This is a genomic window from Acidimicrobiales bacterium (assembly GCA_035294085.1).
In the GTDB taxonomy this organism is placed as follows: domain Bacteria; phylum Actinomycetota; class Acidimicrobiia; order Acidimicrobiales; family Bog-793; genus DATGLP01.
Window position 1 is genome coordinate 13,091 of sequence record DATGLP010000009.1, and the last position, 23,659, is coordinate 36,749.

The window sequence follows — 23,659 nt, forward strand, 5'->3', positions numbered from 1 at the left end:
GGCCGAGGATGGAGCTCTGCTGCGCATCGATGGCCTGAGCGTGTCGGTGTCACAGCAGCCTGGCATGCTCGTCCTCGACGACGTCTCGTTCACGATCGGGCGCGGCGAGTCCGTCGCGCTCGTCGGAGAGTCCGGTTCTGGCAAGAGCACCGTGGCGCTCGCCGTACTCGATCTCCTCCCGGCACCACTCGCGCTCAGCTCTGGCACGATCACGTTCGCGGGCGCGCCCATCGTTCGCCCCGGCCACGCGATCCCCCAAGGGGTACGGGGGAAGCGAATCGGGATCGTCTTCCAGGATCCGCTCGACGCGCTCAACCCCACCATGCGCGTCGGCGAGCAAGTGGCCGAGACGCTCACCGAAGGTGCCGGCATGTCGAGCAGGCAGGCTCGTGCGCGCACCGTTGAACTCCTGGCCGAGGTCGGCATTCCTCAGCCGCGCGACAAGCTCCGGGTGTACCCCCACGAGCTCTCGGGGGGCCAGCGCCAGCGCGTCATGATCGCGATCGCGCTCGCCCTCGAGCCAGATCTCCTCATCGCCGACGAGCCGACGACGGCGCTCGACGTCACGATCCAGCGCCAGGTCATCGATCTCCTCCTACGACTACGGGAGGCGCGGCAGATGGCGATGCTGTTCATCTCCCACGACCTACCTCTCGTGGCCGAGGTGGCGAGCCGAGTCGTGGTCCTGTACGGGGGCCGAGTCATGGAGTCCGGATCGGTCCGCGACGTCTACGAGCACCCTGCAAGCCCGTACACGACCGGGCTCATCGCCGCGTCCACCAGTTTCGACGAGGCGCACCTCGTCGTCGGACGGCCGATTCGCGGATCGGCGCCCAGCCCAGCCGAGGTGATACCGGGGTGTCGCTTCCACCCGCGCTGCGAGCGCGCCGAGGAGGTCTGCGTGCTCGAGCGACCCATGCCGCGGCTGCTCCCTGCGTCACGGTTCGGCGAGCGGCACGAAGCGGCTTGCCACTTCGCCGGGATGCCGGACCGCAAGGAGGCGCATGGCGCCTGAGGCGATCGCGAGCGACAACGTGCTTGAGGCGCACAACGTCCATGTGGTCGTGCGCGACCGGAGTCAGCGGTCCTTCCTGCGTCCGCGCGAGGTCGAGATCCTTGCCGGCGTGTCGCTCAACCTTGGCCGCGGCGAGACGCTTGGCCTCCTCGGCGAGTCCGGGTGCGGCAAGACCACGCTTGCGCGATCGCTCTGCGGCCTCATGCCAATCCAATCCGGCAGCATCACCTTCACGAGCAGCCTCGGCCGTGGCTCACAGCGTCCACCGGTCCTCGCGGTGCAGATGGTGTTCCAGGACCCCTTCGGCTCGCTCAATCCGCGTCGCAGAATCCGGGAGATCATCGCCGAAGGCTGGGAGATCAACCCGCGACTCGTTCCGAGGCATTCCTGGGAGGACAGGCTCCATTCACTCATGCGCGACGTCGGCCTCCCGGCTGAGCACCTCCACCGGTTCCCCGCAGCGCTGTCCGGAGGCGAGAGGCAGCGAGTCGCGATCGCTCGTGCGCTCGCCGTCGACCCGGAGGTCGTGATCTGCGACGAGGCCGTCTCAGCGCTCGACGCGTCGGTCAAAGCGCAGATCATCGAGCTGCTCGCGGAGGTCCAGGCGCGGACCGGTGTCGCTTACATCTTCATCTCGCACGACACGTCCTCGGTGCGACGGCTCTCAGACCGCGTCGCCGTCATGTACCTCGGGAAGATCGTCGAGTCTGGCCCGTCGAGCAGCGTATTCTCGTCGCCCGCTCACCCCTACACGATGGCACTGCTCGCTGCGATTCCGCGGCTTCGCCCGTGGCGCTCGCGGGCGGAGCAGCGTCGCCTCGTCGCCGGCGAGGTCCCCTCCTTCGCCAACCCGCCATCCGGCTGCCGCTACCGCACTCGCTGCTGGATGGCAAAGGAGATCTGCGCGCAGTTCGAGCCACCGGAAGTCGAGGTAGGAGATGGTCACGTCGCCGCCTGCCACTTCGCGACCGCCCAGCAGCCCGTTCCGGCGAACGGGGACACGGTGGCCCTGTGATCGCCTACGTCCTCCGACGCATCGTCTTCAGCGTGATCGTCATTCTCGTCGCCGTCTCGACGATCTTCATTGTCGTCCGGTCGCTGCCCGGGAACCCAGCGCAGCTGCTACTCGGGCCCGACGCGACGCCTGCCGCGATCGCCAGGCTCGCGAGGCAGATGGGGCTCGACCGAGGGATCTTCGTCCAGTACGGCTACTTCCTGCGCGACGTCCTCCACCTCGACTTCGGGAACTCCAGTCAGTTCGGTCAGCCGGCGCTATCCATCGTCATGGCGCGCGTGCCAGCGAGCCTGGAGCTGGCCGGCGTCTCAATGACGATGGTCCTCATCGTCGCCTTCGTTCTGGGCCCACTCCTCGCATGGCGCCCTGACTCAAGGCTTGATCAGCTGGTGAGTGGTGCGCTCATGTTCATCCAGGGCCTGCCGGGTTTCTGGGTCGGGGTCATCCTCCTGCTCGTCCTGGTCGACAACCTCCGGCTCCTTCCACCTGGCGGCAGGTCGAACTGGGAGAGCTTCATCATGCCGGCGATAACGTTGGGATTCCCGTTTGCCTGCGTCCTTGCGCGTCTCACGCGAGATGGCTTCGTCGACGTGCTCCAGAGCGGCTACGTGCGCACAGCACGCGCGAAGGGCTTGTCGGAATGGCGGGTCCTCCGAAAGCACTGCCTGCGCAACATGCTCATCCCGATCGTGACGGTGGGAGGCGTTCAGCTCGGCATGCTCTTCTCGGGAGCGGCGATCGTCGAGACGATCTTCAACTGGCCGGGCATCGGCCAGTCACTCCTCAACGGGATCCTCAACGACGACTATGCGATTGTCGAGGCGGACATCTTCGTCTTCGCGGTCGGCTTCGTCGCCGTGAACTTCATCGTCGACGTACTGTACGCCTACATCGACCCCCGGATACGGCTCGGGAGGAGCTGATGGCAGTTCCCGCGTCAGTCGTCATCACGTCGGATGAAACGCCTGTGCCGGTGCGGCCCCGCCGCTCGCGCGTCGCCAGCAGGCATCGGGCGCGATTCTGGGTCTGCTCGGCGATCGTCCTCGCGTACGTCCTGGCTGCGATCTTCGGCCCGATGCTCACTCACTTCAACGCATCACTCAACAACGTCACCGAGAGCCTCGTTCCGCCTCTCGGCCACAAGGGCCAGTCAGGCTTCCAGCTGCTCGGAACCGACTGGCTTGGAAGGGACATGTTCGAGGAGATGCTGCAGGGAGCACGCACCTCGATCCTCATCGGTGCGACCACTGTCGGCATCGCCGCCGTCGTTGGCACCCTCGTCGGGATCGTCGCCGGAGTACGTGGTGGCGTGATCGACGGCATCTTGATGCGGCTCGCCGACGTTCAGCTGGCATTCCCCTCAATCGTTATGGCGATGCTCATTGTCGGCGTGCTCGGCGTCTCGATCCTCAACGTCGTGCTGTCCCTCTCGCTCGCGAGCTGGGTCGTCTTCGCGCGCGTCGCAAGGGCGGAGGCGGTCCGCGTCCGGGCACTCCCCTTCGTCGACGCGAGTCGCCTCCTCGGCGGCGGCACGATCCACATCATGCGCTCGGCCGTGCTCCCCGCCTGCGTTGCCCCGGTAGGGGTCTACATGACGGTCCAGTTCGCCTTCGTCGTCGTCTCCGAAGCGGCCCTGAGCTTCCTCGGCGTCGGCGTCCCCCTCTCCGACGCGAGCTGGGGGACGACCATCGCGGGCGGTGAGCAGTACCTTGCGACTGCCTGGTGGATCGCGACGTTTCCCGGCCTCGCTCTCGCGATCCTCGTCACCTGCATCAGCATCATCGGCGCGGAGCTCCGCCGAGAGATCGGCCGCGAATCGCCGACGCAGACGGTTCGATGACCTTCGAGGTGGAGGGCGTGAAAATGAGAGCTCGGTGGGCGTACGACAACGTCAAGCTCGAGAGGTTCAACCCACTCGGGAGGATCCTGTCGTTCGATGACTTCGACGAGGGCGTCAACGGCTGGGCAGAGCTGCTCGGCAACTACGACGGTACGAGCAATCTCGACACCGTAGCTCGCCACATGCGCGACTTCAGGCCACCGCAGCTCAGTACCTGCACCTTCTTCGACATCGGCACCCACGGCCCGATGAGCGGTAGCTACGCACTGAAGCTCGCGACCCGGCCCGTCGCGGGCCACACGGCGACAGCCATCAAGCGTCTCACAATGGTGCAGCGCGGCCGCGTGCAATTCGAGACCTACTTCACCTATTCAGCCGAGGCAGCGGTACCCGGCAGCCGTGCAGGCGACGACGGCTGGGACGCAAACGCCCACCCCTCAGAGCGCGAGTTCGGCTGCTTCACCCTCGGGAGCGACCTCGCGGACACCGACGGCGTCCGATACCACTGCGTCATGCGCTACATGAACACGGACCTCGATGGCAACCTCGAGCAGCGATGGCGCTATCCAGTCGTCGTCGAGCCGACACCAAAGGAGATCCTGGAAAGCGGTGACGAGCTCGATCCACTCGCCGACTTCACCGCACCGAACCCGCACGACTGGCGAGCGCTCGACGCTGCACCCCAGCCGCTGTGCTACAACGAGCTGCCTACGAAGGTGAACTGGCACTACCTTCGGTGGACTATCGATACCGGGCGGCGCGCGAACGTCGAACTCCAGCTGAACGACCGAGTCTACGATCTACACCACGTCCCCGTACCTTCGTATGTTCAGCGCTACGAGGCGCTCGACGGCCTGCTGAACCTCTATGTGACCGTGCGGACACACACGGCAACACGTAACTTCCTCTGGCTCGACGCTGCCGTCATCTCGGTCGACTGGTAGGGGGGCGCAGTGCGGTACTCGTACACGGCGGTCATCGAGCGCGGCGCGATAGTTCGGGGCGAGCTCGCCACCGAACCCTTCGAGGTCGGGTGGGCGGACGAGGCTCGCTGGTTCGTCAAGGTTCGCAATCTCGACGACTCGACGCTTGAGATGCGGACGGAGGTGTCGCCGGACGGCCTCGTCTGGGCGCCGCACGAGCAGCCCGGCACCACCGTGACCCGAGCAGGGATGGCGACCTGGCCGGTGCGGGAGTTCGGTCAGTGGCTGCGGCTCCGGCTCGTCTGCGAGCAGGAAGCTGCACCTGAGGTGATGGTGTACCTCGTGTTGAAGGGCTAGGTGCCGATGCCGTGGGCGCGTCGGGCGTACGTCGCGAGCTCGGATTCGATCCATCCTCGCCGCGCCAGCTCGTCGATGAACCGCCGGTAGTTCGAGGCGAGCGCCTCGTTCTCTTCGGGAAGCGGGTCGATCGTCGAAACCTCTCGCACCATGGCAGCAGTCGCCGCGGGGACATCGTCGAAGACGGTTCCGGCGGCCGCGAGGACGCATGCACCGAACGACGTGTCCGGGTGCGCGACCCTCGCAAGCGGCGCGCCGAGCGTGGTTGCCCGGATGGCCGACCAGAGCTCGCTGCGGCTACCCCCTCCGGCGCTCAGAATCGGGGCGACGACCTGCATGCCGAGGTGCCGAAGGTGGTCGTAGGCGAGCCGTTCGACGAACGCGACGCCCTCAAGCGAGCTGCGGAACGACTCGACCTCGTCAGAAGGAGAGCCGAGATCGAAGGCCCTGGCCTGCGGCGCGACGAAGGGGAAACGCTCCCCGGCGCGCAGCAGCGGGTAGCGCACAACGCTTGCCGGCCCGCGCCGCGCTGCAGCCCGCTCGAGGTCCGGAAAGCGGTCCTGCGCGAAAACCGAGAGCGCCTCGCCCCCAGTGTTCGAGGCACCACCAGGCAGCCACCATCCGCTCGGGTGTCGGTGCGAGTAGACCGCTCCGGTGGGATCGGGGTACAGGGCGCCCTGAACGCCCTTCACGACAAGTGTTGTACCCAGCACCGTCACGAACTGGCCTACGTGGCTGGTCCCGCACGCGACCTGCGCGGCACAGCCGTCGGTCATCCCGAGGACTACCTCCGTGCCCAGTGGCAGGCCTGTCTCAAGCGCCGACGACACGCACACGGTGCCGACGACCGACGTCGGCGCCTCGACGTCCGGGAGAACCTCCCGCGCGACGCCCAGTGCGTCGAGCGCCTCCCCGGCCCACTCGCCCCGAAGCGGGTCGTACCCGGTCTTCAGCGAGTTGCTCCAGTCGCTCGGAGTCGGTCTGCCTACGAGCTTCCACACGAGGAAGTCGGCAGCATGGGCAACTCGTAGCGCGCCTGAGATGAGGCCACTTCGCGCCATCCAACCCACCTTCGCCAGGCTGAAGGTTGGAGTGATCGTGAGCCCGAGCGCACGCCACCTCGCGGCACCAGCTTCCTGGGCGATCCTCGCCTCCGTCGTTGCGCGGCGGTCGTCGTACATGAGAGCAGGACCCTCCGGTTCACCGTCTGGCCCAACGAGTACAACCGTCCCCGAGGTCGCCGCGACCGAGATCGCGCGGATTCGCGAGCGCGCTGCGCCGAGGGCGTCGGTCGCCGCGCGGATCGTCGCGCGAGCAGCCGGCCACCACGAGCTCGGGTCCTGCTCCGAGGTGCCAGAAGCCGATCGGACCGGAGCCGGGATCGGCGACTCGGCGCTCGCCATGACCTCGCCCATGACGGTCGAGCACGCCACACGCACGGCGGCCGTGGCCAGGTCGACGCCGACGACGATGGACCCGCTCGCATCGGCGAGCGGGCCGGAGTGTGCACGCGTCACCCTGTCTGCTGCTCCCGCTCTCCAGAGGGCCCCGGCCACGCAGTGATCCGGCCCGTTGGCCACGAGCGAGCGATCTGCAAGCTCGTCTGAACCGCCACTAACCATTGTATCCTGCGATATTCTCACGAAGAGACGTTAAGATTTGCATAGAAACTCCCAAAGGAACAGTTCGATCGTGACAATCCTCAGCGTCGACGCGGGCACGTCGGTCGCGAAGTGCGTCGCCTACGACGACGCCGGCGCGGAGCTGGCGGTGGAGCGCGTCCCGACCACCGCTGAGAAAGGCCCCGGTGGCCGCGTCGAACAGGACATGGAGGGCGTGTGGGGTTCCGTCGCGACAGCGATGCGCAGGGCGCGCGAGGCGGCCGGTGGCAGGGTGGCTCTCGTGACGGTGACGGGGCAGGGAGACGGGGCCTGGCTCGTGGATCTCGGGGGACGCCCAACGGGCCCTGCGCTGCTGTGGAGCGATGGGCGCGCCAACGAGATCGTCGAACGCTGGCGCCAGGACGGTGCGCTCGCGCGAGCCTTCAGGACGACGGGCTGTGCCACCTTCCCCGGGCTTCCGCACGCGCTGCTCGCATGGCTCGCCGCCCACGAGCCCCAGCGCGTCGAGGCCTCGGCCTTCGTCCTCAGCTGCGATGGCTGGCTCTTCCACCGGTTGACTGGCGAGATCGCCTCCGACCTCTCCGACGCCTCGAACCCCTTCCTGGACGCGACCACGCGCACCTACGCGCTCGACCTGCTCGAGGAGCTCGGACTGGGCTGGATCGAGCGCCTCTTGCCACCGCTCGTCGACGACGAGCACCGTCTGTCAGCCCTCACTCCCTCCGCCGCGGCCGATCTCGGTCTCCCGGCGGGAATACCCGTCGTGCTCGCCCCCTATGACGTCGTGTCGAGCGGACTCGGCGCCGGCATGTCGATGGGGAACGTCGCGGCGGCGATCCTCGGCACGACGTTGTGCGTAAGTGCGATTGTCGAGGTCCCAGCCCTCGACGGCCCTCCCGTCGGCCTGCACCTGAGCGGCGGGGTCGGCGAACGCTGGACACGCGCACTGCCGACCCTGTCGGGCGTCGAGGTGCTCGAATGGTTGGCCGGCCTGGTCGGCCGACCGGATGCACCTGCCATCACCGAACTCGCCGCTGCCTCGCCGCCTGGCGCGCGCGAGCTGGCCTTCCTTCCGCACCTCGCTGCTGGCGGCGAGCGGGCGCCCTTCGTCGATCCCGGCGCGTGCGGCGTCCTGGCCGGCCTCCGCCTTGAGCACGAGGCCGCCGACATCGCGCGCGCCGTCCTCGAAGGGCTGACGGCTACCGTGGCCGACTGCGTCGACCTGCTGCCTGCGCGACCCGACGGCCTCGTCCTCGCTGGTGGCGGCTCACGTAGCGACCTGTGGTGCCAGCTCCTCGCCGACCTAACCGGAGTCGTCGTCCGGCGCACCTCCTCCGCTGAGCCCGGCGCGTTCGGTGCCCTCCTTGTGGCGCTCACCGCGAGAGGCGACTTCCGCACCACGGCCGAGGCAGCCGCTGCGCTGATCCGCTTCGACGCGCGCTTCGAGCCAGGGGCAGACCGATCGCCGTACGAAGCCCTGCGCGCGCGCCAGCACGCCCTGCGCGCCTCGGCGCAGGAGGCCGGCTGGTGGCGACAACCTCGCGGCTGGGTTGCACCGCGCTCGTGATGCGAGCTGCGATCCAAGTGGACCGACCGAGAGGAGGCGCCCTGAAGCGGATCCTGGTAGCTGGCGATCACTTCATGCGCCCAGAGCTCATTGAGGACGCGCTGCGCGCGTTGGTGACCGAGCCCGTCGAGTTCAGCACGCTCCTGCTGCCCTGGCCGCACGAGCCGTTCAGGTCCATCGGCGAGGTGAATGAAGCGTCCGGATCAGAGGACGACCTCATCGCCGCGCTGGAAGGTATCGAGATCTGCGTCACGCAGATGGCACCGTTCACCGAGCGCGTCCTCGGGGCGTCGCGCTCGCTCCGGTTCGTCGCGGTCGCTCGAGGCGGGCCGGTCAACGTAAACGTGCCTGCCGCAACGAGGTTGGGGATCGCGATCGCGAGCGCGCCGGGGCGAAACGCGCAAGCCGTGGCCGAATACACCATCGCGCTGATGCTCGCGACGATGCGCCGAATTCCGGCCGTGCACGCAGATCTCCAGCAGGGCGTGTGGCGCGGCGGCGACTACGCGTACGAACGCGCCGGGACGGAGCTCGCGGGCACGACGGTTGGGCTCATCGGGTTCGGCGCTGTCGGGAGCGCCGTCGCACATCTGCTCGCAGCGTTCGGCTCGCAGATCCTCGTCTTCGATCCCTACGTCGACCGATCGTGCTTCACACACGCCTCCGCGGTCGCCGTCGGCCTGGCAGAGCTGCTTGAGCGCTCGCGCGTGGTCTCCCTCCATGCCCGGCTGTCCGAGGAGACCCAGCACATCATCGGCGCGGCACAGCTCGCCACGATGGCCCGAGGCTCGTACCTCATCAACACCGCGCGCGGCGCACTCGTCGACACGGACGCCCTCTGTGCAGCACTCGAGTCTGGGCACCTTGCTGGTGCAGCGCTCGACGTCTTCGACCCCGAGCCTCCTCCACCAGGATCACCGATACTTCGCGCGCCAAACCTGGTTCTCAGCCCGCACCTGTCAGGCGCGAGCAAGCAGACGGCGGAGCGCGCTGCTGCGATCGTCGCGCACGACGTCGCTCGCTACCTCGCCGGCGCGCAGCCGTACAATCTCGTCAACCCCGAGGTGTTCGCGGGACCCGCTGCCGCGGCGCCACGGCGCGCGCCAGACCGCAACCGACCCGCACACGGTTGCAACGGCCGGTAATGAGCCCATCGGCCGCGCCCGCCCCGTGAGGCTCGTCTTCTCTCCTCCACACCCGACAGTAGCCAAGGCTTGAGCCAGGCCCGCGGCACTCCATGACGTTGCGATGCGTCGGGCCTATAGCGCTGCCCACGCCCAGGCTCCATTCCAAGCCATCGAGGCTCCGTACAAGCTCGCCAGCGGCCGCCGACGTGGAAGCGATCGGCTGCTGTCCTGCTTCGCGGTACGACGCTCGCGATTCACCGCGCTGCGACATCGCCGCTCGACTCGGCAACGCGAGTTGAACGGGTCACCGCTGGGCGGTCGAGGCCTCGCCCCCGGCGTCGTTGGGCGCTGCGAGGCTCGTCCCAGGGGCCGGCGGGCCCCGGAACGGACCGAGCACGGCGCGGCAGAACTCGCGGGACGCGTCCGGCGGGTAGACGTTGAAGGCGAGCTCGGTGACGCCCGGAACCTGCGCGAGCGCTGCCACCTTGTCCCGGCAGGCGACCGCGGTCCCGGCGATCGTCAGCTCGAAGAACAGGGACTCCCCGGCGACATCCAGGACCTCCCGGCCGAGCCGCCGCTCGTCCTCCTGGCTCGCCGCGAGCTCGGCGATCCTCGCACGGACGTTCGCGTCGAGCTCCCTGGCCCCCTCGTGCCACGCCGGGGAGCGGGCGAGCACGGCCGCGGCCAGGGAACGGCCGACTTCGGGCAGCACGGCCTCGAGTGCCGCTTCGTCGGTCGGGCCGCAGCCCCCGTGCAGCCAGCCGCAGACCTCGAGCGAGCTCGGGTCCCTCCCGGCCTTCGACGCGGCGTCGCGGACGAGGTCCGCTGCGCTTCGCAGCGCCTCGACGCGAGCTGCCATCGGGACGATGGCACCGTCCGCGAGCCGACCCGCGAGCTCGCAGGTGCGGGGGCCCTCCACCGAGAGCAGGATCGGCACGTGCCGGCGAGGCGGGTCCGGCAGCCGGAAGCGGCGACCGCCGAACTCGACCGGCTCGCCGTCGAGGAGCGCTCGCAGCGTGACGACGCGGCGCTCGAGCTCGGCGAGCGGCGTCGGACGCAGCCCGAGGAACTTGAGCGCGCTGTCGCCCCGGCCGAGGCCGAGGACGACCCGGCCGCCCGACAGGTTGCTGATCGTGGCGATCGCGTTGGCGAGGACGGCGAGGTGCCTCGTCTCGGTGTTCGCGACGGCGACGCCTACCGTGCGCGCCGGGTCCTCGCTGGCCACGAAGGCCATGCTCGCGATCGCCTCGATGCACCGGCCCGAGTCGTAGACCCAGACCCGGTCGAGCGCCTCGGCTCGCGCGACGTCGGCGAGCTCGCGCAGCATCGCGGCGGATCGGGCACGCACGCCCAGGCTCAAGCGCATGGCGGCGCGGCGTCGCGCGGGCAGCCGAAGAGCAGGCGGGCGTTCTCGGAACCGATCAGCGCGCGCTCGCTCGAGGAGAGGTCCAGGCCGGCGAGGCGCTCCCGGTCGCGGAACTTCATCCGACCGCCGGGGTCGTCGTGGGGGTAGTCCGTGGCGAACAGGAACCGCTCGGCCCCGAGGACTGCGATCGCGTCGAGCAGGCCCCGCTCCTCGGTCTCGATCGTCCAGTAGTAGTTCTCCCGGAAGTAGGTGCTCGGAGGACGCAGGTTCTTCGGGCGCAGCCGCTCCGGGTCGACGAAGCGGTCCACGCCCTCGACGGCGATCCCGACGCGCTCGGGAGAGCTGCGCGCCTTCGCTGCCCCTCGCACCGCTGCCGGGGTCGCCTCGTCTGCGTCGTAGGGGACCGAGTAGCCGCCACCGAAGTACTGGTCGAGGTCCTCGACGAGCTGCGGCAGGTACCCGGTGCCGGACTCCGCCTGGACGATGCGCAGCCTCGGGTACCGGTCGAGGAGACCCGTGGTGATCATCGCGACGAGGTTCATCCGTGGCTCGGAGATCGCGAAGAAGTCGAGCCCGTCCGAGAGGAAGCGCGGACAGTTCAGCAGCCGGTGGCCGTGCGACACGTTGTGGATCACGACCGGGAACCCGTGCGCCTCGCACCAGGCGAACACGGGCCAGAACTCCCGGTGCGTCGCGAGCGTGCTCCCGTAGGGGTGGTCGGCCTCCGGAACCGTCTGGTCGAGCGCCACCCCGACGAAGCCGGCCGAGCGTGCCCACTCGAGCTCCTCGAGACAGGACTCCAGATCCTGGAGCGCGACGATCGCGACGCCGGAGAAGCGGTCGGGGTGGCGCTCCACGACCTTGCCGATGGCGACGTTCCAGGAGTGCGCGATCGCGCTCGCGAGGTGGGGCTCGATGAGGTACGACCACCACCCGGAGAACTGCGGCAGCAGCAGCTGGTGATCGACGCCCATGCGGTCGAGGTCGGCGAGTCGAGCATCCACGTCGCTGTCGCCGTCGAGACGCGACCCGCTGCTCGGCCCTGCGGCCGGGAGTGGGGTCGTCCCCGGGACGTAGGGCGGCGCGCCGGGGAAGTCCAGGCCGACCAGGTGACCTCCCTCGTCGAAGGTCGCCGTCGGCGCCGCCTCGCGAAGCTCGGCCGGGACGTAGTCGAACGCGTCCTTCGGGAACACGTGCGAGTCACAGTCGATGAGCACTCGACGTCCTCCTTCCATCCGCCGTCACCGAGCGAGGCCGGACCGGCGAGCCTCGAGGCGGGGACGCTGCCGGCCCGCCGGCCACTCCGGTACCCGGCGCGGGTGGCGCCCGGCGCCTCGTTGCCGCCCGCCCGCGCTCGAGCGGGGTGGCCTCCCGGCGCGCGTCGGCCGCGGCCGTCTCCGGCGCGGCCGAGTCGCGGACGTCGGGCGCCACGGGCACGGCGTCCTCGCCCCGGCGGCGCATCGGGCCGGTCCTCTCGCGCTCAGGGCGCGGCGGGTCGTGCGATCCCCGAGGCATTGTCGGAGAGGATCCTCGCCTTGCTGGCCGTCGGCAGGTCGCTGTGGAGGATCTCGGCGAGCGAGTACGGGAAGCAGAAGGGCTTCGGGACGACGGCGTAGTCGCTCCCGAACACGAGGCGGTCGTCGCCGTTCGCCTCGACGAAGCGCTCGACGAGGTTGCCGTAGGAGGAGAGCACGGCGGTGTCGAGGACGACGTTGCGGTGCGAGCGGGCGAGCTCGATCATGCCCTGGCCGTGGTGCGGGCTCGACAGGCCGTCGAGCACGACGAAGGTGACGTCCGGGAAGTGCCCGCAGAGCCGGCTCAGCCGCCACGGCGCCTCGAGGAGGGACGAGGCGACGACGTGGACGAAGAAGACGTCCACGCCCGCGGCGCAACAGACCTCGACGGCCCGCACGGTTGCGGGCGAGTCGAGGAACTCCCCGAGGAACAGGTGGTGCCAGGCGATGCCCTGCAGGCCGAGCTCGCCGGCACGACGCACCTGCCCGAGCGTGGCGCGCTCGCTCGCGCCGAGCTCGACGGTGCCGATCCCGACGGGGAAGCGCTCCCGGTCGATCTCGCAGTACGAGGCGACCCGCTCGTTGAGCCGGTCAGCGCTGGCTCGGGCCGAGCCGAGGACCGGCGGCAGCAGGAAGGCCGCGTCGATGCCGAAGCGGTCCATGAAGCGCCGCCGGGCGCAGGCGTCGGCACGGTCGTCGTCGGCGTCATCGCTCAGGTGCTGGTGGACGTCGACGACTCGGTAGCCGGTACCGTCCGGGTCGACCGCTCGACGCGCCGGCAACTCGCCAGCGCGCACCGTGCCCGTCGCGCCTCGGCCCGCGCCGTGCGCCACGCCGCGGGCGCGGCCCGCGTCACCCGGGGATCCAGGCGACGCCATCGGCGAGCACGGTGCAGCCGGGCACCTGCAGCGGGCCGGGCACCACCGTCACGCACACGCAGGGAGGGTCGTGCGGGATGGCCTTCTTGACCGCGCCGTAGACGGCGTAGGCGTCGCCCGGCTCGGTCACGAACGCCCGCAGCCGCAGCAGGTTGCGCAGCGACGACCCGGCAGCCTCGCACGTCTCGTCCAGGCGCTCGAGGATCTCCGCCATCTGGACACCTGCCGGCCGGCGCGGGCCCGGTCGCTGCGGGTCGCCGGCGACCGCCTCGGAGATCCACAGGAGGTCGCCCGCGCGTACCGCCTCCGACTCGTGCCCGAGGACGCCCCGCCCCGTCGAGATGGGGACGGCGTCGATGCCGAACCCCGGGCGCAGGAAGCGGTACTGGATCTCCATCTTGCACGCTCCCTGCGCCTGCCCCTTGGCGCCCTCCTGGCGCGGCGTGCCCATGCCCCGCACCGGCACGACGGTGCGCGAGGGTGCGAACTCGCCGAGCGTCTCGCGCCAGACGAGGTCGAACTCGTAGAGGTCCTCGAGGTCGGTCAGGTAGAGCGTGTAGTTGACGACGTGGGAGACGTCGGACCCGACGGCGTCGAGGCGCCGCTTGAGGACGCGCGCGCCGTACTGCGCCTCCTGCCGGATCTCGCTCCCCCACCAGATCCAGTCCGGCGCGCGCGCCTCGGGGTGGATGCCGGTCTGGTAGTCGATCGGGTAGTAGGTCGCGAAGCCGTAGGGGCCGCCGGTCACGATCTCGGCGAAGCCGAGCGAGGGGTTCCCCCGGTCCCCGGCGACCGCGGGATGGCCCTCCTCGCCGGGTCGAGCGGAGACGAACTGCTCCTTGACGATGCCGCGCGCCGGATCGGGCACGAGGGCCATGCCCGTCGTGCTCACCACCGCGCCCGGCGGGAGGTAGTGGCCCGCCTGGATGAGCAGGCTGCCGGGACGGTTCTTCTCCATGAAGCCGGGCCCGCGGGCGACCTGGACGTAGCCGTCGGCGTGGGCCTTCAGCTCGATGTACTGCTCGAGCTGCACGATGTCGTCGATCGAGGAGTCGAGCGCCTCGAGACCCTCCCGGTAGCGCTCGAAGATGTAGCGCGTCTGCGCACGCACGACCGCCGAGGGCGATGCGTGGTAGGGAGGCGGGACGCTCACCTCCGCGGGGATCCCGCCCGTCTCGTCGAAGGCGGTGCTCGCCAGGAAGATGAAGTCCCCGCCGCCCGCCAGCCGAGAGGTGTAGATGCCCCCGGCGTCGACGGTGCCGACCACCCGACGTCCGCGCCGAGGACCAGGCGTCTCGCTCATCGTCGTCCCTCTCCTCCTCGTTCCCGCCGAGCCCGGGCGATCTCGCGCCTCATCACGAGCCGGTCCTCGGCCAGTACAGGTCCTGCTCGGCGAAGAGCGCCGGGGTGCCGCCGGTGTGGACGAACACCACCAGGTCGTCGGCGTCGAGCAGGCCGCGGCGCCGGTCACCGAGGACCGCCGAGAGCGCCTTGGCGGTGTAGACGGGATCGAGGATGATGCCCTCGGTCCGCGCCGCGAGCGAGAGCGCCTCGGTGGACAGCTCCGTCGGCCTGCCGTAGCCCTCGCCGAGGTAGTCGTCGCTGACTCGCAGGCGGTAGGGCGGGACGGCGACGCCGAGCAGGGCGGCGGCCTCCCCCACGAGTGACCGCACCTGGGCGACCTTGTCCGGCACCCCGCGCGAGATGGAGACGGCGACGACCTCGGTCGCGAGCCCGCCGAGCGCGAAGCCGAGGGCGAGGCCGGCCACGGTCCCGCAGGATCCGGCGGCGCTGTAGGCGGCACGCGCCGAGATGCCGAGCTCGGCGCACTGCTGGGCGATCTCGAGTCCGGCCTTCACGTACCCGAGGACCCCGCGGCCGTTCGTCCCGCCGGAGGGGATGACGTACGGCCGGCGGCCCTCCTCACAGAGGGCCTCGGCGATCTCCTCCATGCGTTCGACGCTCGACTGGCCCGGCTTCGGGAAGGTCCAGGTCGCACCGAGCAGGCGGTCGAGGACCATGTTCCCCTGCTCGACGAGGATGGGCTCGCCGTTGAAGACGAGGCGCGCCTCGAGCCCGCAGGCCGCAGCCGCGGCGGCGGTCATGCGGCAGTGGTTCGACTGCGCGCCGCCCATCGTGATGAGCGTGTCCGCTCCCTCGGCGAGCGCGTGGCCGAGGTGGAACTCGAGCTTGCGAGCCTTGTTGCCACCGAGCGCGAGGCCGGTCTGGTCGTCCCGCTTGATCCACAGGTCGACGCCCGCGGCCGCCGAGAGGCGCGGCGCGCGCACGAGCGGCGTCGGCACCATCGCGAGCGGGTGCTGCGGCAGCTTCGCGAAGTCCACCGCCGCCAGGTCCGCCGTCATCGCGGCCCCCGGCTGCAGCCCGCCCGGCGACGCCGCGGGCTCGCTTCTGGCGGGCGAGCCTCGCCGATCGCGGACATCAGCGCGCCACCCGCGGCCCGCCGCGGCGCGCCTCCTCCTCGGCGCCCTCGGCGGTGTGCTCGTTGCGGGCACGGATGTCCTCGAGGTCCTCCGGCTGCATCGAGGCGAGCCAGTGCGCGTGCTTCTTCGACGCCGGGAGCGCGATGTAGAAGAACAGGATGTGGTCCTCGCCTTCGGGCACGGCCAGGCTGACCCTCGTGCCCGACGGGATGTACACGAGGTCCTTCGGCCCGAGGCGCTCGTCCCACGACGCGCCGCTCGGCCGGTCGAGCGCCTGGACCTCGGCGTGCCCCTCGAGCACGACCCAGAACTCGTCGTACCAGAAGAAGGTGCTGAACCCCTGGCCCCGCGCGACCTTCGTGTAGCCCGCCCGGTAGTCGAGGTCGCGGTGGGTGACGAACCTCCGCATGCCGCTGCCGGCCTGGAACAGCCCCGGCAGCGTCCGCTCTTCGCCGGTCTCCACCTCGTCCGCGCTCGCCGTGATCTTCTGGAACTTCTGGGTCGACACCGGAGGCACTCCTCTCCTCGTTCCCGCTCTGCCGCACGCGCCCCCCTAGCGGGAGCGCGCGTCCTCCTCCTTCGGGCCCGTGGCGACGAACTCGCCGTAGCCCGGGCTCCCGACGACCTCGCGGTGCGCCATGACCACGCGGCCGCGCACGATCGTGTACTCGGGGACCCCCTTCACCTTCAGCCCCTCGAGCGGGGTGAAGCCGATCTTCGAGAACACCGGGTAGCTCTCGCCGAGCACGGCCTCGCGGTCCAGGTCGACGAGCACGAAGTCGGCGTCCGAGCCAACACGCAGCGCACCCTTTCGCGGGTACAGCCCGATGTTGCGGGCGGGGTTGACCGCTGACAGCTCGACGAAGCGCCGCAGCGAGAGCCTCCCCTCGTTCACGCCGGTGAGGAAGATGGACGCCCAGTGCTCGCAGAGGGGGTAGCCGGCGACGACCGAGTCGAAGGCGTCGACGCGGCAGTGCTCGTGCTCCTCCCTCGTGTGCGGCGCGTGGTCCGAGCCAATCAGGTCGATCGTCCCGTCCTCCATCGCCTGCCAGTTGGCGGCGACGTCCTCGTCCCCCTGCAGGCCGATCGGGTCGATCGGCACGACGGCCCACGGGTTCGTCTCCGCCACGAAGGGGTACCCGTTTGCCTTGAGCGCACGAGCGATGCGCAGCTGCGGCCTCCCCTGGATGTGCAGGATCCGCAGCCTCGCTCCGACCGCCCTCGCGAGGATGGCGAGCGTCGCGATGGCCGTCGTCTCCACGACGTCGTCGTCCCCGTACGTCGCGTCGGACCAGGCGGCGAGGTCCCGCCTGCCCTGCGCCTGGCGGGCCGCGACGCGCTGGTCCCAGAGCATCTGGTTGTGCGGGTGGACGACGGTCATGAGCCCCGTCCGCGCGATGGCGCGCATCGTCTCGAGGATCTCGCCGTGGTCGGTGATGGAGATCTCCCCGCGGTAGGGGTAGTGGGCAGCCTTCATGAAGAACTTGAAGCCCGGGCACCCGGCCTCGGCGAGGCGAGGGATCTCCTCGAGGCGCGTCGGCGACGCCCAGTGGTTGAAGTCGACGTACGACTTCGCCTTGGCGAGCTCGTTCTGTGCATGGAAGCGCTCGAGGGTGTTCGGCGGCGGCTCGAGGTTCGGCATGTCGACGAACATCGTGATGCCGCCGGCTGCCGCGGCGCGCGAGCCGGTCTCGAAGTCCTCCTTGTACTCGTAACCCGGCTCCCGGAAGTGGACGTGGGTGTCGATGAGGCCTGGCAGCACGAGGAGGCCGCTGGCGTCGATGTCGACCGGCGCGGCCGGCGCCGTGCCCGCCTTCGCGAGGCCGACGATGCTCGGCCCCTCCACGAGGACGTCCGCGGGCGTCAGCTCCCCATCGGAGAACACCCGCCCGTTGCGAATCACGAGGTCGACCACGCTCCACCACCCTCTCAGTCGTCGTCCGTCGCCGGGTCGCTGCCCGCCGATCGCACCGGCCGGCGTGCCATCAGCGCGCCATCGTTTGCCACGGCGCGTAACGCCTCGGGCCGAGGCTCGGCCCGATCACCTCCTCGAACGCGCGCAGCTCCGGCTCCGGGTACTGGAACGTCCAGCACGGGTAGAGGTAGAGGTTCTCGCACCCGAGGCGCTCGAGGTCCCTGATCCGGTCCCGCACCTCCTCCGGCGTGCCGACGACGGCCATGCGGTCGGCCATCGCCTCCTGCAGCTCGTAGGGGATGACCTGGCAGATGCGGACCGCCGCCTCCCAGTCGAGGATGTGGATCTCCTCGGGGTACAGGCGCCGGAGCGCCCGGTGCACCGCCCGCACCGCCTCGCGCAGGTCGTCGGTCAGCTCGAAGTCGATGTGGTTCTTCTTCAGCCACTCGTCGGCGCGCGGGCTGTCGAGCACCGCAGGGAGGTTCGGGCTCCAGGACCGAACCGCCTCCTCCCTCGTGTCGCGGACGAGGCAGCGCATCTGGTACCACTCGTGGATGGCGCGAGGCTCCCGCTCCGCGCGCGCGGCGCCGTCGGCGACCCACCGCCGCGCCTCGCCGATGTCCTCCTCGCTCGGCCCCGCGCACAGCAGGACGCCGTCGCAGAGCTCCCCGGCGAGGCGACCGGTGAGCGGGCCCCCGACGGCGAGGTAGATCGGGACGGGGGGCCCGCCCCCGAGGTACATCTTCGGCGCGAAGCCCTCGTCGAAGTAGGGCCGCCGCTCCCCGCCAGGCTCCGCGATCCCCTCAGAGGGCTCGAAGTCGCAGGGCTCCCCGGCCAGCAGGGCGCGCAGCCGGGTGATCGCCTCGCGCATCTCGCCCACCCGCAGCTGCGGGAGCCCGACGGCGCGGCTCGCCGAGCCCCCGCGGCCGAGCCACAGCTCGAAGCGGTCCGGACCGAGCTCCTGCACGGTCTTGGCCGCCGACGCGATGACCGAGACGTGGCGCGGCCCGGGGCAGGTGAGCGCCGGGTGCACGCGCAGGGTCTGCGTCGCCTGCAGGACGTGGCTCATCACGACGTAGGCGTCGCGCAGGTACAGCTGGGAGTCGACGAAGCCGACCCCCGAGAACCCCGCACGCTCCGCACGGACGCAGAAGTCCACGGTCGCGGCCACGGACCCGCACGGGGGGACGCGCAGGTCTACGCGCACGTCTGCCCGTCGCCCACGTCGCCGGCTCGGCTCCCGTCTCCTGCGGTCATGACTTCCCGGGCAGGTACGCGTTCGTGTACAGCTCGCCGGGCGTGACGGCCCTCGCACCCGGGATGCCGCCTCGCCGGAAGAGCGCGAGCGACTGGCGCACGAGCGTCGAGTTGAACCAGCCGTAGCCGTGCAGGTCGAAGTCGAGCACGTTGCCCTCTCCGGCCGTGACCTGGATCTGGTGGGCGACGACGGTCGGGTTCAGCGACGGCTGCGCGTCGAGCGTCGCCCGCACGGCAGCCGAGGTGTGCGAGCGCATGTACAGCTCGGCGCCGACGAGGGCCTTCAGGAACCGGCGCACGACGCCCGGCCGGTGCGCCAGGGTCGCGTCGCTCGCCACGACGACGTCGTCGTAGGGGTTGACGCCGAACTTGGCGAAGGGCAGGACGCTCAGCTTCTCGCCGAGCTTCGCGGCCTCCGCGCTGCTCACCCAGTAGGACTCGTTCAGGAAGCACGGGATCACGTCGACCTCGCCGTTGAACAGCGCCGAGACGTACAGGGACGCTGCGATGTTCTCGGGGTGGATCGAGTTCACCGGGACGTGGTTGATCCGCAGCAGGACCGGCGTGAAGACCTGCGTGGTCGACCCCTGCGGCAGGGCGATCGTCAAGCCCTTGAGCGACGCCGGCTTCGTGAGCTTGTGCTTGCTCGCGAGCGCGCACACCGCCATCGCGGTGTGCTGGTACCAGAGCATGATCGCCTTCACCTTCGCGCCCGCCTGGATGGCGGCGGGCAGCAGGCTGAACGACGTCAGGGCGAAGTCGACCTTGCCGGCGATCACGTTCGTCAGCCCCGTCGCCGCGACCTGGCCGGGGATGATCGTGACGTCGAGGTGCTGGCGCGCGAAGAAGCCGTCGTACTTCGCGACGAAGAACGCGGCCTGCGTCCCGTCGAAGGCGAAGTTCGTCTGGACCGTCACGCTGGCGGTCGGCACCGCCCTCGGCGCCTTCCCGGCGGACGCCTTCGGCGCCCTCGTCGCGTAGGCGCCGCTCGAGACGCCGAGGACCACCCCGAGCGCAACGGCCATCGCCGCTGCGAAGCGACCCCTCCTCGCCGGTGACATCTGGCTCACCTGTGACATCTGGCCCCCCTTTCCCCTGCTGACCTGTGCGAGCTCGGCTGGCCTCCGGTCAGTCCAGCCCGACGTTCACGCGCCTCGCGCCTGGCGACGGCTCGTCCGCCGGCAGCCCTCTGGACGCAGGCCCCGGGCGCACCTCGAGCAGCCGGCGGATGTGACCGGCGACGCGCGCGAACTCGGGATCCGCGAGGACCGAGAGGTCGCGCTGGCGCGGCAGGTCGACGTCCAGCTCCGCCGCGATGCGTCCCGGGCGCGCGGTCATCGCCACGACGGTGGTCCCGAGGAGGACGGCCTCGGGGATGCTGTGGGTGACGAGGACCGCCGTCTTCTCCGTCTTCAGCCACACGTCGTGCAGCTGCATGCCCACCTGCTCGCGCGACATCGCGTCGAGCGCCGCGAAGGGCTCGTCCAGGAGGAGCACCTGTGGGTCGGTGATGAGCGCGCGGCACAGCGCGACGCGCTGCTGCATCCCGATCGAGAGCTCGTGCGGGTACGACGTCTCGAATCCGGCGAGGCCGACGTCCGCGAGGAGCGCCTTCGCCCGCTCCTCGACCTCGACCGGCATCCTGCCCTTGCGGCGGCGATCCTCGATCTCGACGGGGAAGAGCACGTTCGCGAGCACCGACCGCCACGGAAGCAGGACCGGCTTCTGGAAGACGATCCCGAACTTCGCGCTGACCGGCGCCCCCTCGGCGTCGACGAAGGCGACCGACCCGCTGCTCGGCTCGAGGAGGCCGGCGATGATGCGCAGCAGGGTCGTCTTGCCGCAGCCGCTCGGCCCGACGATCGAGACGAACGAACCCGGCGGGACGCGGAAGGACACGGCCTCGAGGGCCGTCAGGGTCCGCCCGCGCTGCGCGAAGCTGCGCGAGATGCCTCGAACCTCGATGCCGCAGCCCACCTTCGGCGGCTGCTGGTGCAGGACCCGCATCGCCCCTACTCCCGTCCGGCCTCGATCGGGAACTTCCGGACGACGAGGCGCTCGAGGGCGATGGCGATGGCGTAGAAGAGGCCCGTCGCCACCGTGACGAAGAAGATCGCAGCGAGCGTCAGGGGCGTCTGGAGGTTCTGGCTCGCCGAGAGGATTACGAAGCCGAGACCCTTCTGGGCGGCGATGAACTCCGTGATGATCGCCCCCAGCATCGCGAAGGGCACCGCGATGCGCAGGCCGGTCGCGATCGACGGGATCGCCCAGGGGACACGGATCTTCCGGTAGAGCTGCCACTTCGTGCCGTGCAGGCCGCGCACGAGGTCGACGTACTCACGCTCGACCGTCCGCAGGCTGCGCGCGGTGTTCATGAAGATCGGGAAGAAGCAGATGCTCACGACGGTCGCGATCTTCGAGGTCACGCCGAGGCCGAACCAGATCACGATGAGCGGCGCGACCGCGACCTTCGGGACGGCCTGGAGGGCGATCACGGTCGGCAGCACGGTGACGCTCGCCCAGGTCCAGTACGCGAGGACGAGCGCGAGGGCGACGCCGAGCAGCAGGGAGATGCCGAGGCCGACGAGGCTCTCGTAGCTCGTCACCCACGTGTTGGTGAGCAGGAGGTGCGGCTGGGTGACGATCTCGTGCCACACCTCCGTCGGCGTCGGCAGCACCACGCTCGTCGTGTGCGACCACCGCACGGCGTACTGCCAGATCACCAGGACGGCCGCGACGTAGACGACGAAGATGGCGGACCTCGTGGCGACGGTGCGCCGCAGGCGCCCCGTCTCCGCCTCGACGAGCGCGACCGCCGGCGGCGCCGAGCCCTCGTCGCGAACCTCGCCCGCCTCGCCTAGCGCGGAGGGCACGCCTTCTCCTCCGACGACGGTGTGGCGGGCCTGGCAGCGCTCCGAGCGCCGCGCCGAGCGCACGACGAGGTCGGCGCCGCGCCGAGGAACCCATCGCTACGAAGCGGTCCCCAGCCACCGGGGCTGGGCGCTTCCCATCGTGGCCTGCCTCGGTCCTCGGGAGCCAAGCTGCCGAGCCTCCCCCGCGAGGAGCCTCCTCAGAGACGCCCCCTCGCGCCGTGCCCCCCACTGGCAAAGTTTCACGGTACCGGCGATCTCCTGCGCTGTCAAGACGAAACGTTCCGTCTTGCGACGACGCGAGCGGGCCTCGTCAGCGCCAGCGCGGCCGCCCCGGGCGCTGGGCGCGCGCCGCGCGAGCTGAGCGCGTGCTTCCATCGGGGCAGACGAAGGAGGGCCGGGCCGTCAGCACGAGATGGGAGCGCAGCCTCGCGGCCCTCGCGGCCGGTGCCCTCGCCGGGTCCCTCGCGGCCTGCACCGCCTCGCCCTCGGCGAGGCCGGTTCCGAGCACAGTGGCACCGAGCACGGTGGCACCGAGCACGGCGCCGAACACGAGCGGGCCGGCGCGATCTCGCCGACCGGGCACGCCACCGCACGTCATGGTCCTCGTCATGGAGAACCGCTCCTACGGCGAGGTCGTCGGGAGCCCGAGCGCGCCCTACGAGACGCGCCTCGCCCGCCGGTTCGAGGTCCTCACCGACTACTACGGGATCGGCCACTACAGCCTCGACAACTACCTCGCGCTCGTCAGCGGCCGCTTCTTCCCCTGGGCGACGGCGGACTGCCAGCCCGGGCCGGGCTGTCGCGCGAGCGGGCCGAACCTCGCCAGCCAGCTCGATGCGGCGTCGATACCCTGGGCCGCCTACATGGGCGGGATGGCAGGAGACTGCAGGGAGGCGAACAGCCCGGGCGCGCTCCCCGCCTACGGGGTGCGGCACGACCCGTTCGTGTACTTCCCCGCCGTCGTGCGCGCCGACTGCGCGAAGATCCGGCCCTCCTCGAGGCTGCTCGCCGACCTGGACAGCTCGGCACCGCCGGACTTCGTCTGGTACAGCCCGCAGATCTGCCACGACGGCGGCGGGGACGAGCCGTGCGCGACGGTCGCCGCCGGCGACCGTTTCCTGGCGCGTGAGCTGCCCGCCATCGAGGCGACCCGCTGGTACCGCGCCGGCGGGGTCGTCGTCCTCACCTACGACGAGGGCGACAGCGCCGGTCAGGGCCTCGGCGAGCACCTCAGCGGGCAGGGAAACCACGTGCCGACTCTCGTGATCTCACGCGCGACCGAGGGAGCTGGGGCCTTGCGCAGCTACGTCAACCACTTCGGGCTCCTCGGGAGCATCGAGGCCGCCTACGGGCTCGCGTGCCTCGCCGAGGCGTGCGACGCGTCGAACGGCCGCGTCGCCCTCGTCCCCCGCCCGTAGGGAGGTCAGGCGCGCCGGAGCTCCGCCTCGAGGTGGAGCCCGAGGCGATGGCCGACGGCCGCCATCTCGAGCCGATAGGTGAGGACGTCCCCGTCGACGCGCACCGTCCTTCTGACCTGGTCGACAGCCTTCGCGCTCGAGGTGCGCCCGACGAGGCGGCTCGAGAGCGACAGCGTGGTGCCCTCCAGCGTCCCCTCGTCCACCTCGACGAGCCCGGTCGGCTGGGCGACGACGAGCTCGACGGCGCGTCCCGCGCAGCGCAGGTAGCCGACCTCGGCGTGCAGCGGCCGGCCGTCGTCCTCGGCGAAGGTCTCCTGGCGGTACGAGAGGAAGGGCCGCCCGGCGTGGGAGAACGCCACCTCCTCGCGGTAGGCGAAGGGTGCCACCGTCGGGTACCGTCCCCGCCCGGTCCCCGACCACGTCCCAAGGAGGAACCCGAGGGCCTCGACCGCAGGGTGCACGCGCACGGCGCCATGATCGCCCGGCCGCGCTGCGCCCGCCAGCGGCGCCCCGGCCCTCGACCGGCGCCGG

The 23,659-nt window shown here is 70.6% G+C and carries 22 protein-coding genes; 9 read left to right on the plus strand and 13 right to left on the minus strand.

Annotation, left to right across the window (positions count from 1 at the left end; translation table 11 throughout):
- Positions 1–46: 46 nt before the first annotated feature.
- The 6 genes from VKV23_03635 to VKV23_03660 are packed head-to-tail and all read left to right on the plus strand — an operon-like array spanning position 47 to position 5,150.
- Entirely contained in the window at positions 47–1,015 is a 969-nt protein-coding gene (locus VKV23_03635) for an ABC transporter ATP-binding protein (GenBank protein ID HLI15130.1), read from the plus strand.
- Positions 1,005–2,030: an ABC transporter ATP-binding protein gene (locus VKV23_03640; GenBank protein HLI15131.1), complete on the plus strand. Its 1,026-nt coding sequence runs from the start codon at positions 1,005–1,007 to the stop codon at positions 2,028–2,030. Before VKV23_03635 ends, VKV23_03640 begins: the two co-directional genes overlap by 11 nt.
- Positions 2,027–2,953 (plus strand): ABC transporter permease, encoded by a 927-nt coding sequence (locus VKV23_03645; protein HLI15132.1) that lies wholly within the window; start codon positions 2,027–2,029, stop codon positions 2,951–2,953. The genes VKV23_03640 and VKV23_03645 overlap by 4 nt, the downstream gene beginning before the upstream one ends.
- Entirely contained in the window at positions 2,953–3,870 is a 918-nt protein-coding gene (locus VKV23_03650) for an ABC transporter permease (protein ID HLI15133.1), read from the plus strand. Before VKV23_03645 ends, VKV23_03650 begins: the two co-directional genes overlap by 1 nt.
- Positions 3,867–4,814: a DUF6772 family protein gene (locus tag VKV23_03655; protein ID HLI15134.1), complete on the plus strand. Its 948-nt coding sequence runs from the start codon at positions 3,867–3,869 to the stop codon at positions 4,812–4,814. The genes VKV23_03650 and VKV23_03655 overlap by 4 nt, the downstream gene beginning before the upstream one ends.
- A gap of 9 nt (positions 4,815–4,823) precedes the next feature.
- Positions 4,824–5,150: a hypothetical protein gene (locus VKV23_03660; protein ID HLI15135.1), complete on the plus strand. Its 327-nt coding sequence runs from the start codon at positions 4,824–4,826 to the stop codon at positions 5,148–5,150.
- Here the strand turns inward: VKV23_03660 and VKV23_03665 are convergent.
- Positions 5,147–6,772 carry an FGGY family carbohydrate kinase gene (locus tag VKV23_03665; GenBank protein ID HLI15136.1) on the minus strand — a complete coding sequence of 542 codons (1,626 nt, stop codon included), beginning with the start codon at positions 6,770–6,772 and terminating at the stop codon, positions 5,147–5,149. The two genes, VKV23_03660 and VKV23_03665, sit on opposite strands and share 4 nt — an antisense overlap.
- A gap of 70 nt (positions 6,773–6,842) precedes the next feature.
- Here VKV23_03665 and VKV23_03670 point away from each other — a divergent pair, with 70 nt between their 5' ends.
- Both VKV23_03670 and VKV23_03675 read left to right on the plus strand, forming a co-directional pair.
- Positions 6,843–8,339 carry an FGGY family carbohydrate kinase gene (locus VKV23_03670; GenBank protein HLI15137.1) on the plus strand — a complete coding sequence of 499 codons (1,497 nt, stop codon included), beginning with the start codon at positions 6,843–6,845 and terminating at the stop codon, positions 8,337–8,339.
- A gap of 74 nt (positions 8,340–8,413) precedes the next feature.
- Positions 8,414–9,484 carry a 2-hydroxyacid dehydrogenase gene (locus tag VKV23_03675; GenBank protein ID HLI15138.1) on the plus strand — a complete coding sequence of 357 codons (1,071 nt, stop codon included), beginning with the start codon at positions 8,414–8,416 and terminating at the stop codon, positions 9,482–9,484.
- A 286-nt stretch (positions 9,485–9,770) separates the two neighbouring features.
- Here VKV23_03675 and VKV23_03680 read toward each other — a convergent pair whose 3' ends face one another.
- From VKV23_03680 to VKV23_03730, 11 genes are all read right to left on the minus strand, one after another.
- Positions 9,771–10,832, minus strand: a complete 1,062-nt coding sequence (locus tag VKV23_03680; protein HLI15139.1) for an LLM class flavin-dependent oxidoreductase — start codon at positions 10,830–10,832, stop codon at positions 9,771–9,773.
- Positions 10,823–12,049 carry an amidohydrolase family protein gene (locus tag VKV23_03685; GenBank protein HLI15140.1) on the minus strand — a complete coding sequence of 409 codons (1,227 nt, stop codon included), beginning with the start codon at positions 12,047–12,049 and terminating at the stop codon, positions 10,823–10,825. The genes VKV23_03680 and VKV23_03685 overlap by 10 nt, the downstream gene beginning before the upstream one ends.
- A 263-nt stretch (positions 12,050–12,312) precedes the next feature.
- Positions 12,313–13,143, minus strand: a complete 831-nt coding sequence (locus tag VKV23_03690) for an amidohydrolase family protein (protein ID HLI15141.1) — start codon at positions 13,141–13,143, stop codon at positions 12,313–12,315.
- 55 nt (positions 13,144–13,198) lie between these two features.
- On the minus strand, positions 13,199–14,527 hold the full coding sequence (locus VKV23_03695; GenBank protein ID HLI15142.1) for a RidA family protein: 1,329 nt from the start codon (positions 14,525–14,527) through the stop codon (positions 13,199–13,201).
- Positions 14,528–14,579: 52 nt separating this feature from the next.
- Positions 14,580–15,587 (minus strand): D-cysteine desulfhydrase family protein, encoded by a 1,008-nt coding sequence (locus tag VKV23_03700; GenBank protein ID HLI15143.1) that lies wholly within the window; start codon positions 15,585–15,587, stop codon positions 14,580–14,582.
- A 76-nt stretch (positions 15,588–15,663) separates the two neighbouring features.
- Positions 15,664–16,173, minus strand: coding sequence for a hypothetical protein (locus VKV23_03705; protein HLI15144.1), 510 nt, complete (start codon positions 16,171–16,173; stop codon positions 15,664–15,666).
- A gap of 45 nt (positions 16,174–16,218) precedes the next feature.
- Positions 16,219–17,580, minus strand: a complete 1,362-nt coding sequence (locus tag VKV23_03710) for a dihydroorotase family protein (protein HLI15145.1) — start codon at positions 17,578–17,580, stop codon at positions 16,219–16,221.
- Positions 17,581–17,650: 70 nt separating this feature from the next.
- A complete protein-coding gene (locus VKV23_03715; protein HLI15146.1) occupies positions 17,651–18,751 on the minus strand; it encodes an LLM class flavin-dependent oxidoreductase in 1,101 nt (366 codons plus the stop codon).
- Between the two features lie 82 nt (positions 18,752–18,833).
- Complete coding sequence (locus VKV23_03720; protein HLI15147.1) at positions 18,834–19,916, minus strand: ABC transporter substrate-binding protein; 1,083 nt, start codon at positions 19,914–19,916, stop codon at positions 18,834–18,836.
- Between the two features lie 49 nt (positions 19,917–19,965).
- Positions 19,966–20,844, minus strand: a complete 879-nt coding sequence (locus tag VKV23_03725; GenBank protein HLI15148.1) for an ABC transporter ATP-binding protein — start codon at positions 20,842–20,844, stop codon at positions 19,966–19,968.
- 5 nt (positions 20,845–20,849) lie between these two features.
- Positions 20,850–21,710 carry an ABC transporter permease gene (locus VKV23_03730; GenBank protein HLI15149.1) on the minus strand — a complete coding sequence of 287 codons (861 nt, stop codon included), beginning with the start codon at positions 21,708–21,710 and terminating at the stop codon, positions 20,850–20,852.
- Positions 21,711–22,234: 524 nt separating this feature from the next.
- On the opposite strand from VKV23_03730, the gene VKV23_03735 reads away from it, so the two are divergent.
- Positions 22,235–23,128, plus strand: coding sequence for an alkaline phosphatase family protein (locus VKV23_03735; protein ID HLI15150.1), 894 nt, complete (start codon positions 22,235–22,237; stop codon positions 23,126–23,128).
- A gap of 5 nt (positions 23,129–23,133) precedes the next feature.
- Here VKV23_03735 and VKV23_03740 read toward each other — a convergent pair whose 3' ends face one another.
- The gene (locus VKV23_03740; GenBank protein ID HLI15151.1) at positions 23,134–23,595 is read right to left on the minus strand and encodes an FABP family protein; all 462 of its coding nucleotides are present in this window, start codon (positions 23,593–23,595) and stop codon (positions 23,134–23,136) included.
- Positions 23,596–23,659: the final 64 nt, after the last annotated feature.